The sequence below is a fragment of the Tenacibaculum sp. FZY0031 genome, assembly GCF_036350695.1.
Classification (GTDB): Bacteria; Bacteroidota; Bacteroidia; order Flavobacteriales; family Flavobacteriaceae; genus Polaribacter.
In genome coordinates this window covers 227,636-242,804 of the sequence record NZ_JAZDVY010000003.1, presented here as the reverse complement: position 1 = coordinate 242,804, position 15,169 = coordinate 227,636, and the positions used below count along the sequence as shown (strand labels likewise).

Below are 15,169 nucleotides of genomic sequence, written 5' to 3'. Positions count from 1 at the left end.
CAAGCTACTTGTGAGGTTTTGTGTATTTTTGTACCTGATGACAGTAAAAAAGAAAGACATACGTGCATTAACCAAAGAACAACTCCGTGTTTTTTTTGTGGATAATGGAGACAAGGCTTTTCGCGGTAACCAAGTGTATGAGTGGTTGTGGCACAAAGCAGCGCATTCGTTTGAGGATATGACAAGCTTATCCAAAGCAACAAGGAAAATGCTTGATGAGAACTTTGTAATCAATCATATTGAAGTTGACGCAATGCAACGTAGTAATGATGGTACAATTAAAAATGCAATTAAACTTCATGATGGATTAATTGTAGAATCAGTTTTAATTCCCACTGAAAAACGTACTACAGCTTGTGTGTCTAGTCAAGTAGGATGTAGTTTAGATTGTAAATTTTGTGCAACAGCTCGTTTAAAACGTATGCGTAATTTGAATGCAGATGAAATTTATGATCAAGTTGTCGCTATTGACAAACAAAGTAAGTTATACCATAACCATAAATTGTCTAACATTGTTTTTATGGGAATGGGAGAACCTTTAATGAATTACAATAATGTAATTAAAGCTATCGATAAAATAACATCGGAAGAAGGTTTAGGAATGGCAGCTCGTAGAATAACGGTATCAACTTCTGGTGTGCCTAAAATGATTAAGAAAATGGCAGACGATGAAGTGCGCTTCAATTTAGCCGTTTCGTTACATTCGGCTATAGATGAGGTACGAACATCTATTATGCCGTTTAATGCTAACTTTCCGTTAAAAGATTTAAAAGAATCGTTAGAGTATTGGTATGAAAAAACTAAACGAAAAATAACGTATGAGTATGTTGTTTGGAACGGTATTAACGATCGAAAAGAAGATATTGATGCGTTGGTGGAATTCTGTAAGTATGTTCCGTGTAAAGTTAATTTAATAGAATACAACCCTATAGATGACGGAGAATTTCAACAAGCATCTGATAGGGCTTTAAACAATTATATTTCTAATCTTGAAATGAATGATATTGTGGTAAATGTGCGTCGTTCTAGAGGAAAAGATATTGATGCAGCTTGTGGGCAGCTAGCTAATAAGTCGTAATCCTATGTCGTTTTTGTCAAAATCTCTTTTAGGTCAAACATTGCAAACAATAGGAGTATTGATGTTAGTGATGCTTGTAGGCCTGTTTTTAGATAGCGAATTTGTAGCTAAAAGCTATTATAAGCATGCGCAATGGATTAATAATGTACTAGTTGTTATACTCTTTATTTTCTTGTATTTGAAATCACCAAAAAGAACAAGAGAGCAACTTATTTATGCTTTTCTTATAGCCATAGTTGGAGAGTATGTATTTTCTAAATTTTTAGGAATGTATACATATCGATTAGAAAATATTCCACACTATATTCCCCCTGGCCATGCAGTTGTTTTTTTATTAGTCTATAATTTTTGCAAAAAATCAGAAGTAAGAAAGCACAGCCATTCCATAGAAAAAGTACTCACAATTGTTATTGCAATTCTAGCCATATCTTTTTTGGTAGTTAAAAATGATATTTATGGCTTTTTACTAACAGTGTTGGTTTTTTATTTTTTAAGAAAACACCCAAAAGAAAAATTGTTTTATTTAACAATGTACGTTTTTGTAGTATATACAGAAATTATAGGAACCGCTTTTAATTGTTGGGAGTGGCCGCCAATAGCATTTGATAAATTTAGTTTTTTACCAAGCGCAAATCCACCAATAGGAATTAGTTTTTTTTATTTTGGATTGGATAGAGGCACAATGTCAATATATAAACGAAGGCATAAGAAAGAGTGGAATAGATTAAAACAAATTAGAGCAATTAGCTTAAAAGTTTAAATAATGAGAAAAGAATACGATGTAATTGTAGTGGGGGCTGGTCCTGCAGGCGGACAGTGTGCTAGAAATCTTGCAAAGAAAGGCCTTAGTGTGTTGCTTGTAGAAAGGTATCATTCTTTTTATGATAATGATTTTTCTAGTGCAGGGATGTCGCTTGATGGTTTTAATGAATTTAACTTTCCTGAAAGTATTGTGGGAAGGTATTGGAAAAACTTCACAATTCAAACCTCCAATGAATTAGCCCAATGGAAAGGAAATACTAATAAAGGAGTGGTTTTAGATTTTGCTAAACTTAGAACTTTCTTGGCTGATGAGTGTAAAGATAACGGAGGTGACGTTTTAATGGGGTATTCATATATCTCAAAAGACTATACTAACGATGGTGTCATTGCTCACTTTTATTCAAAAAAGGAAGACAAGAAAATAACTCTTAAAGCCAAGCTTTTAGTAGATGCAACAGGTCCTGCGAGAAAAGTTATTTACGATACGCTAAAAGAACAACCAGAAATGGAAACCAGTGCTGGTGTAGAGTATTTGATAAAGGTAGATGATGTTGTGTATGATAAATTTAAAGACGATTTGTTTTTCTTTTTAGGAGATAAATGGAGCTATAAAGGGTATTCATGGATATTTCCTATGAAAGAAAATACTCTCAAAGTAGGGTCGGCTAAATTACTTTATAAAACTCATGAAAAATCAGCGGAATCTCTCAAAGAAATTACTGAGAGAATTATAACTGATTATATGAATGCTACAGATTATAAAATAATAGATGTTCATGGCGGAGCAGTTAGGACTACCAGAAATTTTTCAGAAGCTTTTTATAAAGAAAGAATAGTAGCTATAGGTGATTCTGTATCAACAATAAACCCTTTAGGAGGTGAAGGGATAAGGTATGCTTTAAGATGCGCTAATGCTGTAACGCCTCATGTTGTAAACTTTGTAAAAAAAGATAAAAATACATTCAGTACCTATAGAAGAAGGTGGCGAAAGAAATATCTTTTTACTTGGAAATTATGCTTGTTTTTATCAGATACTGTTTATTATGATTTTTCTGATGCAATTATTGACGAAAAAATTAGAAAGTACAAGAAACTAGTAGATGTAGATCAATTAGTTGATATTGTTTTTGAATTTAAGTTTACAAACCTATTCAGAAGAGTGTTCTCTTACGTATGGAAAAAAATAAAAACAAAACTTTCTTTTACTGCAGCTTAGTTAAAAGAGCTTTTTGAACAACAGAAATAGGGTATCCATATACAAACGGAATTTCTTTGGTTCCTTTACCTGTTGTAGTCTTGTGTGTAGTAGCTGTAAATAAAATTTCAAAATCTAATTGATTTTTAGAAAAAGCTAAACGAGAACTGAGTAAATTTCCTTGTACCTCAAAAAAGCTGTACAAGGTATTATTTGCTAATTTGGCAGGTAAAATAATTCCATTATTTTCATCAATTTCAAAAATACCTTTCTTTTTATCTTTTACTATCAAGGTGTAATTTCTAGGTTGGTTATTATAAACTAATGTATACTCAAACTTGAGTAGAGAGTCCGATTGTTTCATATGAAATTCCATGGGGGTTTCTTGTTGCCCTTTAGCAGAATGAATGTATAAAGTACCTTTATAAACCCCTAAAAAGTCGTTGGGAAAAGAGACGCTTTGTTCTTGAGCAATACTAGAGAAAATCAGTAAAAAAAGACTACAAAAAAAGAAAAGGTTTTTCATTAAAAGAATTGTTTTTTTCAAAGATACCAAATCCTAATTATTTCTTACTTTTGATGTTTAGATGAAGCCAGTAGAGCAAATAAAACTTCCGATTGCTAAAGAAATGGAACTCTTTGAAACCAAGTTCAAAGATTCGATGTTGTCTAAAGTTCCATTATTAAACCGAATTACGTATTATATCGTTCGTAGAAAAGGAAAACAAATGCGACCAATGTTTGTGTTTTTGGTGGCGAAAATGGTGTCTAATGGAGGTTTCGATGAACGTACGTATCGAGGGGCATCAGTTGTAGAGCTAATTCATACTGCAACATTGGTACACGATGATGTAGTTGACGACAGTAACCGACGACGTGGATTTTTCTCGATCAATGCGCTTTGGAAAAATAAAATAGCTGTTTTAGTAGGAGATTATTTACTGTCGAAAGGATTGTTGCTTTCGATAGATAATGAAGATTTCGATTTGTTAAAACTCATCTCCATAGCAGTACGAGAAATGAGTGAAGGAGAGCTGTTACAGATTGAAAAAGCTCGTAAACTTGATATAACAGAAGCAGTGTATTTTGAAATTATTCGTCAAAAAACAGCAACATTAATTGCAGCTTGTTGTGGTATAGGAGCAGCATCAGTTGGTGCCAATAATGAAACAGTACAACAAATGCGTAAGTTTGGTGAATATATAGGTATCGCTTTTCAAATTAAGGATGATTTGTTCGATTATACAGAAGACAAAATAGGAAAACCAACGGGAATTGACATCAAAGAACAGAAAATGACACTTCCATTGATTTATACATTGAACACTTGTTCTCCCAAAGAAAAATCGTGGCTAATCAATTCGGTTAAGAAGCATAACAAAAACAAAAAACGAGTAAAAGAAGTTATTGCTTTTGTAAAAGAAAATGGTGGGTTAGAATATACAACAGCCAAAATGCACGATTATAAAAACAAGGCATTGGCTATTTTAGATAATTTTACTGATTCAGAATATAAAAGCTCCTTACGTCAAATGATTGATTATGTTGTGGAGCGTAAAATTTAAAAATAAATAAAAACCCTCGAGAGAATTTTTATCTCGAAGGTTTTTGGTTAACAAATTAATTACTTAATAAGTACTGTGATATTTTACCATTTGTAATTGATAGTATCCTGATAAGTTTTTTACACCAAAATGTCCATAAGGAGCAGAACTATAATATTTTTCTCCATCTTGTGTATTAATTCTACAGGTATTTTTTCCATAAACAATACAACCATAACCAACAACTTGATCAGCAGAACTCCATATAGAATACACATTATTGGCTTCCTTTGCAGGGTTGTTATTTAATTCAGTTAAAAAGTCGGAAACACCATAAGGACCAGCTCCCCAAAAAAGATATCCAGGATAAAAACCGTTAACATCATTACAAGTTGGTATTCCCGTACCAGAATAATAGCATGAAGTTAAACCTCGGTTCGCACCAGCAATTCCTACAAAAGTATCTACATAGCTTAATGAACTGCCCAAGTTATAAGAGCCATAATTTTGGTCGTAAGCACTACCTCCTTTTATTGCCTTTCTACCTAATGTAACTCCCATTGAGTGGCCTATTACGTCCACTTTTTGAGCTCCTGTATAGCTTTTTACAGCTTGTATAAAAGCTCTAACTCTTTGTAAAAAATCTTTGCTATGATAGTTCGAAGAAGCGTTGTAAGGATTTGCATCTCCCCAGGTAAAAGCATAAAGCTCGTTAGTGTTGTATCCGTTATTTAAAAAATAGTTGATGGAATCTTCCCAACCATCAGCTTTGTCACTATTACCATGTATAAAAATTACAGGTTGATTATTTAACGTGCTAGAATTTGAAGTTTTACCTCCATAACTATACCCTGCACTTCCCTTAAAATTATAAGAGCCATACCCGTTTTGTTGAAGCCAATTATCAAAGTGACTAGTAATTTGGAATGTACCAGCACTTTTACTTAATATTGATTGAGTTTCATAAGAACTATTACCTTCTATTAATTCGTCTTCATTTTCATTAGAACACGCCACTAAAAAAACAGAAAAAATAAAAACAATAAAACCATACTTTTTTAACATAATTAATTCGTTTTTGAGGTTTTTACATGCACAATTTACACAAGAAGCGTATTGTAAATTTTAAAATGTAAGAAATTATAAATCAGACTATTATGTTTTGTGTATTTGTTGTTGTTTTAATTAGGTTTTTCTCTGTTGTATTTTCAGGCTTTTGAAGATATTATTGATAAAGTGAGACTTTTGATAATAAAAAACCTCGAGACTTGTCTCGAGGCTTTTAAATATTTAGGTGTCGAGCTTATCGACTACATCATTCCTGGCATTCCACCACCCATTGGAGGCATTCCACCACCTGGGTTATCTTCTTTAATGTCAACTAAAGCACACTCGGTAGTTAAGATCATACCAGCAACCGATGCAGCATTTTCTAAAGCTACACGAGTTACTTTCTTAGGATCGATAATACCAGCTTCAAGCATGTCTACATATGTTTCAGATTTAGCGTCATAACCAAAGTTCTGATTACCTTCTAATACCTTATTGATAACTACAGAACCTTCTCCACCAGCGTTTTCAACAATCGTACGCAAAGGAGCTTCAATTGCTCTGTTTACAATTTGAATACCTGTAGTTTCATCCAAGTTTTCTGTAGTGATAGTTTCTAATACTTTTTTAGCACGTACTAAGGCAACACCACCACCTGCTACGATACCTTCTTCTACAGCGGCTCTTGTTGCGTGCAAAGCATCATCTACGCGATCTTTCTTTTCTTTCATTTCTACTTCAGAAGCGGCACCAACGTATAGTACAGCAACTCCACCCGCTAATTTAGCTAAACGCTCTTGTAATTTCTCACGATCGTAGTCAGAAGTAGTCGTCTCAATTTGTGCTTTGATTTGATTTACACGTGCCTTGATTTGTGCTTCGTCACCAGAACCATTAACGATGGTAGTATTGTCTTTGTCGATAGTAACTGTTTCAGCAGTTCCTAATAAGTCTAAAGTGGCATTTTCTAAAGAGAAACCTCTTTCTTCTGAAATTACAGTACCACCAGTTAAAATAGCAATGTCTTCTAGCATTGCTTTTCTACGATCACCAAATCCAGGAGCTTTTACAGCAGCGATTTTTAACCCACCACGTAATTTGTTTACTACCAAAGTAGCTAAAGCTTGTCCGTCTACATCTTCAGCAATAATTAATAAAGGTCTCCCAGATTGAGCTACTGGTTCTAAAATAGGTAAGATTTCTTGTAGGTTAGAGATCTTTTTATCGAATAGTAAAATGTATGGGTTTTCTAAATCAGCAATCATTTTATCGGCATCTGTAACAAAGTATGGAGATAGGTATCCACGATCGAATTGCATTCCTTCAACAACATCAACATAGGTATCTGTTCCTTTTGCTTCTTCAACGGTAATAACACCTTCTTTGCCAACTTTACCAAATGCTTCAGCAATTAAGTTACCAATTACGGCATCATTATTAGAAGAGATGGAAGCAACTTGTTGAATTTTTTCAGAAGAATCGCCAACTTCTTTAGCTTGTTTCTTCAAATCTTCAGTAATAGCAGTAACAGCTTTATCTATACCGCGTTTTAAATCCATTGGGTTTGCACCCGCAGCTACGTTTTTTAATCCTTCTTTTACGATAGCTTGCGCTAATACTGTTGCAGTTGTGGTACCATCACCCGCTAAATCGTTAGTTTTAGAAGCTACTTCTTTTACCATTTGAGCTCCCATATTTTCTAGCTCATCTTCTAATTCTACTTCTTTAGCTACAGAAACTCCATCTTTGGTTACATGAGGAGCTCCGAAAGATTTAGAAATAATTACGTTACGTCCTTTAGGTCCTAAAGTTACTTTTACTGCATTTGCTAATGCATCTACCCCGCGCTTTAATCCGTCGCGAGCGTCTACATCAAATTTTATATCTTTTGCCATGTTTGTTTTCGTTTTTTAGCCGTTAGCTTATTGCTGTTGGCTTGGTTTTTTAGTTTTTATTTAGTGGGCTAATAGCAAAAAGCTAAAAGCAAAGAAGTTTTAGATAATAGCGAAGATGTCGCTTTCTCTCATAATTAAATAATCATTTCCTTCTAGTTTAAGCTCAGTACCAGCGTACTTTCCGTATAAAACAGTATCACCAACTTTTACAGTTAAAGGCTCATCTTTTGTTCCGTTACCTACAGCAACGACAGTACCTTTTTGTGGTTTTTCCTTTGCGTTGTCAGGGATGATGATTCCTGATGCTGTAGTCGTTTCTGCTGCAGCTGGTTCAACAAGAACTCTGTCTGCTAAAGGTTTAATGTTTAATCCCATTTTATATATTTTGATTAATTAAATTAATATTTACTGGTTAAGTTTTGTCAGAAATTATGCCATTAGATTTTTGCTGACAATTTTTCTAATAGATTAGGATAGTAAATAAAAAAAATGCCAACGTGTCATTAACGTTGGCATTTTATATTCTATTTTTTAAAAACTACTGTGCGCTGTCTTTTGCAGTATCTGTCGCTGCTGGAGTAGCAGGAGTTGTTGTCGTAGTTTCAATATTGTTTAATGTTTCATTTAATTGAGGAGCATCTGCGGCATTACCTCTTGGAATAGCGAAGTTTGCTAATAAAATTAAAGCAAACATAGTAATAGCTAATGTCCAAGTAGTTCTGTCTAAAAAGCTATTTGTATTTTGTACACCTCCAATATTTTGAGCTCCACCGCCTCCAAATGATGAAGATAATCCTCCACCTTTAGGATTTTGAACCATTACAATTAAGATTAATGCTATTGCAACAATCAATATTAAAACTAAAAGTAAAGTATACGTTGTCATCTATTTATTGTTTTGTAAAATTTGTATTCTTTTAATTTGGTCTGCAAAGAAACTACTTTTTTCTGGATATTTCAAACTTAATATTTTATATGCTTGAATTGCACTGTCATATTTCTTTTGTTCTAAATATACCTTAGCCAAGGTTTCGGTAGCTAATTGATTATTTTGTTGGTTTTCGGATATTTTTATATCCAAAGTATTTGCTTTGCTAGGACGAGAAATTTTAGGAGCCGTTTCAATAAAACGATTAATAATAGCTTCGTGTTCAGATTTAACTGGGTTTTTTTTTGTTTGTTCTTCTGAAATTTCACTATCCGAAGTTCTAACAATGGCTTTTTTTGACGATAGCTGTAACCATTGATTGAAAGAAAAAGTTTCGTTTTGTGTGAAAGAAAATGGCTTTCCAATAGCTAACTCTTCCTCTACTGTTGAAGCTTTAGGCTGTTTTCTTTTGGAAAGAATTTTGTTTTTTAAGCTAGTTTTTTCTTCTTTTTTAGGCGTTTTTTTAAATGCTTTAGAAGTAATAAAGTCAAATAAAACAGTTCTGTCACTCGTGTGAGCTGCTGTTGTTTTTAACTCGTTGTTGTATTTGTAGCTTTCTTGGTTTTTTAAAATTTTTAAACGAAGTGCCCTAGCAGATTGAAAATAGGGGTACTCTTGAATAATAGCAGCAATGTCTGAAAGATGTTCTTGCGAAATCAATTCAGGTTTTTCTAATAATTGTATGTAAGAATTCGTATTCAAAAAATTACCATTTTGCCACTGAGGCATTAAAAATATCTTGCGTAATCTGACCTAGAATTTTATTTAAAGCTACTTCTAAAACTTCTCCTGTTAATTGTTGATTGGCTCCATAATCGGCGTAAAAAGAAAAACGTTTTTCAAAATTATCTTTCTCTTTAAGAGTGTTTATGAAGTTTACATTTATAACAATTGTTAATCGGTTTTGAGCAGCAGTTTGTTGTGCTGTTGCACTCATTGGAGTAATACGGTAGTCAACTATTTCACCATAAAAATGTAAATCACCGCCAGAATTCACCAAGGTTAAATTAGTTTGACGTGTGAATAAATCTTGTAAGTCTTGTGTAAATCTTTGACTGAGTATTGGTTCAACCAAAGGTGCTTGGTTAGAGAAAAAATCAACTTGAATTGTTTTAGCATCTCCTGTGTTTCCCCCGGTAAAAGAATATACCCCACAGCCTAACATTACGAGCGTGGAAGTAATAAAAATAACAATGTAAATTAGTTTTTTCATAAAGTCAAATGTAATCAATTCAAGGTTTAATAGTGTGTTAAGGGTGTTATAAGTCGTATTGTTTTATTTTTCGATATAAAGTTCTTTCAGATATTCCTAACTCTTTAGCGGCTAATTTGCGCTTGCCGTTATTTTTTTCAAGAGACTTTTTTATCATTTCAATTTCTTTTTCTTGTAATGATAAACTTTCATCCTCTTCAATGGTCTCAGCATAATCATAAGCACTTTGGAGAGAAGGTGATTTCGGAATTTGTACAACTTCAATATTTGACGCTTCCGATAAATCTTGGTCTTGATAGATGCGCTCAATCAAGCGATGGTTATCTTCTTGAACTTGTTCAGAATCGCCGTTTTGCATTAAATCTAACGTTAGTTTTTTCAAGTCGTTAATGTCGTTACGCATATCAAACAAGATTTTATACATAATATCGCGTTCGTTAGCAAAATCGGATTGAGCAGTAGTTTTACCTCCAACAATTGCGGGTAAATTACTGCGGTTTTCAGGTAAATATTGAACTAGTTTTTCAGGAGTAATCACCCTGTCTTCTTCAACTATTGATACTTGTTCGGCAATATTTTTTAATTGACGAATATTGCCCGGAAAATGATAATTTAATAAAACTTTTACAGCATTTTCATCTAATCTGATAGTTGGCATTCTGTATTTTTGTGCAAAATCAGCAGCAAACTTTCTAAATAGTAAATGTATGTCTTCTCCACGTTCTCTTAAAGGAGGTAGCGGAATTTCGATAGTACTTAAACGATAATATAAATCTTCACGGAATTTCTCTTTAGCAATAGCTTCATGCATATTTACATTGGTTGCAGCTACAATACGAACATTTGTTTTTTGCACTTGAGACGAACCAACTTTTATAAATTCTCCATTTTCGAGTACACGTAGTAAACGTACTTGAGTTGTTAGGGGTAATTCACCAACTTCGTCTAAAAAAATGGTACCTCCATCTGCTACTTCAAAATATCCTTTACGGGTTTGCGTGGCTCCTGTAAAAGCTCCTTTTTCATGCCCGAATAACTCACTGTCAATAGTTCCTTCAGGAATCGCCCCACAGTTTACTGCAATATATTTTGCGTGTTTTCTATGGGATAATTGATGAATTATTTTAGGGATATTTTCTTTTCCAACACCACTTTCACCAGTAACGAGTACTGAAATATCGGTAGGAGCAACACGAATCGCTTTTTCAATGGCGCGATTTAGTTGCACATCGTTACCAATAATGCCAAAGCGTTGTTTTATAGCTTGTAAATTTTCCATTTCTTTTTTAGAATAGCGAAAAAAGAATAGAGAGAAAAGACACAGTCTTTTCTCTTGACTCTCTTCTCTATAAATTAATTATTGTCAGAATATCCAACAGCCGTACCTTTTAAGGTAGTAGAAGTACAATCTTCAATTTTTACATTTACAAAATCACCCATTTGATAGTGTTCCTTAGGGAAAACAACAACGGTGTTTTGTGTGTTACGACCTTTCCATTCGTTTTCGTTTCTCTTTGAAGTTCCTTCAATTAAAACTTCTTGAATTTTACCTACATGTTCTATAGCTCTATATAAGCTATGTTCTTGTTGTAGGTTAATGATTTCTTGTAAACGACGTTTCTTCGTTTCTAAAGGAACATCATCTTCCATCTTTTTAGCGGCTAAGGTTCCTGGTCTTTCCGAGTAGGCAAACATAAATCCGAAGCTATATTTTACATAGTTCATCATATCTAAAGTATCAAGATGGTCTTCTTCAGTTTCTCCACAGAAACCAGCAATCATATCTTGACTTAAAGCCATTTCAGGAACAATCTTGTAAATATTGTCTATTAAAGCCATGTACTCTTCGCGTGTATGTTGACGATTCATGGCTTTTAACATATTGTTACTTCCACTTTGAACAGGTAGGTGAATGTATTTACAAATGTTTTGGTGTTTTGCCATCACGTGAATCACATCCAAAGTCATATCCTGCGGATTCGAGGTAGAAAAGCGAAAACGCATTTTTGGGAATTCAGTAGCACACATATCTAATAATTGTGCAAAATCTACAGCGGTTGCTTGTGCCAATTCTGAAGCCTTTTTAAAATCTTTTTTCAATCCGCCACCATACCATAAGTAAGAATCTACATTCTGACCTAGTAAAGTAATTTCTTTGAAGTTCTTTTCTTGCATACTGCGAATTTCTTCGATAATACTCTTAGGGTCACGGCTACGCTCACGACCACGAGTAAAAGGAACCACACAGAATGTACACATGTTATCGCAGCCACGAGTAATTGAAACAAAAGCAGAAACTCCGTTAGAGTTTAAACGAACAGGAGAAACATCAGCATACGTTTCTTCCTTTGATAAAATTACATTTACAGCATCTCGACCCGCATCAACTTCTTCGATTAAATTAGGTAAATCACGATAAGCATCAGGACCTACAACTAAATCAACGATTTTTTCTTCTTCTAAAAATTTCTCTTTCAATCGTTCAGCCATACAACCCAATACTCCAACTTTCATCGTTGGATTTGTTTTTTTTACGGCGTTGTATTTTTGAAGTCTGTTACGAACCGTAGTTTCTGCTTTTTCACGAATGGAGCAGGTATTTACCAATACTAAATCAGCTTCTTCCAGACTTTGTGTAGTATTAAAACCTTGTTCAGCTAAAATTGACGCCACAATTTCGCTATCGTTCATATTCATTTGACAACCATAACTTTCTATAAAAAGTTTTTTGTTGTTTCCTTCTTTGTGTTCTGTAACAAGGGCTTTTCCTTGTTTGTTCTCATCAATTACTTTCTCTACGTGTTCCATAAATCCTTAAATCGTACTAAAATAGGCTGCAAAGATACAACCAAAAAGTGTAATTTGTGACAAATTGACATGGATAGTTTTTTTAAGAAAAAGTAAAATTTTGTTAAAAACGACCCATTAAAAAAAAACTATATACTTTTGCAAACTGAATTATACCTATATTATTAAGGTGTAAAATGAGATAAGAGATATAAGACGTATGGCAAAAAATTTAGTAATAGTTGAGTCACCTGCTAAGGCGAAAACAATAGAAAAGTTTTTAGGAAAAGACTTTCAGGTTGAATCGAGTTTTGGACACATTGCAGATTTACCATCTAAAGAGTTAGGGGTAAATGTAGAAGGAGATTTTAAACCGAAATACATAGTTTCTACCGATAAAAAAGCGGTGGTAAAAAAGCTGAAAGACTTAGCAAAGAAAGCAGAGACTGTTTGGTTAGCATCCGATGAAGACCGCGAGGGAGAGGCTATCGCATGGCACTTAGCGGAGCAGTTAAAGTTAAAAGAAGAAAATACCAAACGTATTGTTTTTAACTCTATTACTAAAAAAGCAATTTTAAAAGCAATAGAAAATCCACGTACCATTAATTATAATCTTGTTGATGCGCAGCAAGCAAGACGAGTGTTAGATAGAATTGTTGGATATGAATTATCTCCTGTCTTATGGAGAAAAGTAAAACCAGGATTGTCAGCAGGTAGAGTGCAATCGGTGGCTGTACGTTTAATCGTAGAACGTGAAAGAGAAATAGAAGGGTTTACAGCAGTGGCTTCTTACCGAGTTGATGCAGAGTTTGTAAATGCAGAAGGGAAAAAGTTTAAAGCAAAGCTAGCAAAGAATTTTTCAACCAAAAAAGAGGCAGAAGATTTTTTGAACTCTTGTTTAGGAGCGGTATTTTCTGTGGCTGATTTACAAAAAAAACCAGCAAAAAAATCTCCAGCGCCTCCCTTTACAACCTCTACTTTGCAGCAAGAAGCATCAAGAAAATTAGGGTTTCCTGTTGCCAAAACCATGATGGTTGCACAACGTTTGTATGAAGCAGGGTTGATAACCTATATGAGAACAGATAGCGTAAATTTATCTGATGACGCAAAAAATGCTGCCCAAGCAGAAATTATAGCTTCTTATGGAGAAGAGTATAGCAAGCCACGTAATTATGCGACTAAATCAAAAGGAGCACAAGAGGCACACGAGGCGATTCGTCCGACGAATATGGAGCATCATGAGATTACAGGAGAGTATGACCAAACAAGATTATATAGCTTAATTTGGAAACGTACATTAGCCTCACAAATGAGTGAAGCTCAGCTAGAACGTACCGTTGTAAAAATTGATAACGATAAAAACAAAAAGCAGTTTACTGCAAATGGAGAGGTAATTACTTTTGAAGGTTTTCTAAAAGTATACTTAGAAGGTACTGATAATGAAGAGGAAGAGCAAGCAGGAATGTTGCCTAAAATGGAAGTAAAAGAGCACTTGACAAACGAATTAATTACAGCAACTGAACGCTATACGCGTCCACCAGCAAGGTATTCAGAAGCATCGTTAGTAAAACAATTAGAAGAGCTAGGAATTGGTCGTCCTTCTACGTATGCGCCAACAATTTCAACAATACAAAGAAGAGAGTATGTTGAAAAGGGAACTGTTGAAGGGAAAGAAAGAAATTATACACAGTTAAGTTTGGCAAATCAAGAAGTATCAGAGCAAGTTTTGACTGAAAGAGTAGGCTCAGATAAAGGAAAATTAGTGCCAACAGATATAGGAAATATAGTAAACGATTTCTTAGTAGCTAATTTCGATACTATTCTAGATTATGGATTTACAGCCAAAGTAGAGAATGAATTTGATGATATTGCAGAAGGTAAAGAAGACTGGATAGCGATGATTAAAGATTTTTATAACAATTTTCATGTTGTTGTAGAAGATGTAGCAGCCAATGCAGAAAGAGCAAAAGGAGAACGTTTGTTAGGAGTTGATCCAGAAAGCGGAAAGAATGTGTATGTGCGTTTAGGACGTTACGGAGCGATGGTTCAGATTGGAGAGGCAACTGATGAAGAGAAGCCTCGCTTTGCAAGCTTACAAGGAGACCAAACAATGAACTCAATTACCTATGAAGAAGCAATGGACTTATTTAAGTTGCCAAAAACCTTAGGAGATTATGAAGATAAAGAAGTGGTTGTAGCCAATGGAAGATTTGGTCCTTATATTAAGTTCGACGGTAAATATGTTTCGTTAGATACAGGAGAAAATCCAATGTCGGTAGATATGGATAGAGCTATTGAGTTGATAGAAGCAAAAAGAAAAGCAGATGCTCCTATTGGAGAATACGAAGGTATGCCAATTCAAAAAGGAGTAGGACGTTTTGGTCCGTTTATTAAATGGAATGCTATTTTTATTAACGTAAATAAAAAGTACGATTTTGATAATTTAAGTCAAGCAGATTTAGAAGAATTAATAGAAGATAAAAAACGAAAAGAACGTGAAAAGTTACTTCACAACTTTGAAGAAGTAGGGATTCGTGTAGAAAAAGCACGTTGGGGACGTTTTAATGTAATAAAAGGAAAAATAAAAGTTGAGCTTCCTAAAACAACAGAAATAGAAAAACTAACACAAGAAGAGGCTGTTAAAATGATAGAGGCAAAAACACCTAAGAAGAAAGCAGCTAAAAAGAAAGCAACCAAAAAAAAATAAAGAAGCTTTC

The 15,169-nt window shown here is 34.0% G+C and carries 14 protein-coding genes; 5 read left to right on the top strand and 9 right to left on the bottom strand.

All coding sequences use genetic code 11. The annotated features are described in order from the left end of the window. Window positions 1-37: 37 nt before the first annotated feature. Genes rlmN through V1T75_RS05450 form a run of 3 tightly spaced genes read left to right on the top strand, consistent with a single transcriptional unit; the run spans window position 38 to window position 3,056 of the window. Entirely contained in the window at window positions 38-1,078 is a 1,041-nt protein-coding gene (rlmN, locus tag V1T75_RS05460; protein ID WP_330487552.1) for a 23S rRNA (adenine(2503)-C(2))-methyltransferase RlmN, read from the top strand. 4 nt (window positions 1,079-1,082) lie between these two features. After that, window positions 1,083-1,838 carry a hypothetical protein gene (locus V1T75_RS05455; protein ID WP_330487551.1) on the top strand — a complete coding sequence of 252 codons (756 nt, stop codon included), beginning with the start codon at window positions 1,083-1,085 and terminating at the stop codon, window positions 1,836-1,838. Window positions 1,839-1,841: 3 nt separating this feature from the next. Next, window positions 1,842-3,056 carry an NAD(P)/FAD-dependent oxidoreductase gene (locus tag V1T75_RS05450; protein WP_330487550.1) on the top strand — a complete coding sequence of 405 codons (1,215 nt, stop codon included), beginning with the start codon at window positions 1,842-1,844 and terminating at the stop codon, window positions 3,054-3,056. On the opposite strand, the gene V1T75_RS05445 is transcribed toward V1T75_RS05450, so the two are convergent. Further along, window positions 3,043-3,561: a hypothetical protein gene (locus V1T75_RS05445; protein WP_330487549.1), complete on the bottom strand. Its 519-nt coding sequence runs from the start codon at window positions 3,559-3,561 to the stop codon at window positions 3,043-3,045. The two genes, V1T75_RS05450 and V1T75_RS05445, sit on opposite strands and share 14 nt — an antisense overlap. A 61-nt stretch (window positions 3,562-3,622) precedes the next feature. On the opposite strand from V1T75_RS05445, the gene V1T75_RS05440 reads away from it, so the two are divergent. After that, complete coding sequence (locus tag V1T75_RS05440; RefSeq protein WP_330487548.1) at window positions 3,623-4,600, top strand: polyprenyl synthetase family protein; 978 nt, start codon at window positions 3,623-3,625, stop codon at window positions 4,598-4,600. 63 nt (window positions 4,601-4,663) lie between these two features. Here V1T75_RS05440 and V1T75_RS05435 read toward each other — a convergent pair whose 3' ends face one another. The 8 genes from V1T75_RS05435 to miaB all read right to left on the bottom strand — a co-directional run bounded on the left by V1T75_RS05435 (window position 4,664) and on the right by miaB (window position 12,473). Beyond that, complete coding sequence (locus tag V1T75_RS05435; RefSeq protein ID WP_330487547.1) at window positions 4,664-5,644, bottom strand: lipase/acyltransferase domain-containing protein; 981 nt, start codon at window positions 5,642-5,644, stop codon at window positions 4,664-4,666. Window positions 5,645-5,889: 245 nt separating this feature from the next. Then, entirely contained in the window at window positions 5,890-7,524 is a 1,635-nt protein-coding gene (gene groL / locus V1T75_RS05430) for a chaperonin GroEL (protein WP_330487546.1), read from the bottom strand. A 99-nt stretch (window positions 7,525-7,623) separates the two neighbouring features. Continuing rightward, entirely contained in the window at window positions 7,624-7,899 is a 276-nt protein-coding gene (locus V1T75_RS05425; protein ID WP_330487545.1) for a co-chaperone GroES, read from the bottom strand. 163 nt (window positions 7,900-8,062) lie between these two features. After that, window positions 8,063-8,410 (bottom strand): preprotein translocase subunit SecG, encoded by a 348-nt coding sequence (gene secG / locus V1T75_RS05420; protein ID WP_330487544.1) that lies wholly within the window; start codon window positions 8,408-8,410, stop codon window positions 8,063-8,065. Further along, the gene (locus V1T75_RS05415) at window positions 8,411-9,154 is read right to left on the bottom strand and encodes a hypothetical protein (RefSeq protein ID WP_330487543.1); all 744 of its coding nucleotides are present in this window, start codon (window positions 9,152-9,154) and stop codon (window positions 8,411-8,413) included. Window positions 9,155-9,158: 4 nt separating this feature from the next. After that, complete coding sequence (locus V1T75_RS05410; RefSeq protein WP_330487542.1) at window positions 9,159-9,665, bottom strand: LptE family protein; 507 nt, start codon at window positions 9,663-9,665, stop codon at window positions 9,159-9,161. A gap of 46 nt (window positions 9,666-9,711) precedes the next feature. Next, entirely contained in the window at window positions 9,712-10,944 is a 1,233-nt protein-coding gene (locus V1T75_RS05405) for a sigma-54 interaction domain-containing protein (protein WP_330487541.1), read from the bottom strand. A 74-nt stretch (window positions 10,945-11,018) separates the two neighbouring features. After that, window positions 11,019-12,473 carry a tRNA (N6-isopentenyl adenosine(37)-C2)-methylthiotransferase MiaB gene (gene miaB, locus V1T75_RS05400; RefSeq protein WP_330487540.1) on the bottom strand — a complete coding sequence of 485 codons (1,455 nt, stop codon included), beginning with the start codon at window positions 12,471-12,473 and terminating at the stop codon, window positions 11,019-11,021. Between the two features lie 199 nt (window positions 12,474-12,672). Between miaB and topA the strand changes: the two genes are divergently transcribed. Continuing rightward, window positions 12,673-15,159 carry a type I DNA topoisomerase gene (gene topA / locus V1T75_RS05395; protein ID WP_330487539.1) on the top strand — a complete coding sequence of 829 codons (2,487 nt, stop codon included), beginning with the start codon at window positions 12,673-12,675 and terminating at the stop codon, window positions 15,157-15,159. Window positions 15,160-15,169 lie beyond the last annotated feature (10 nt).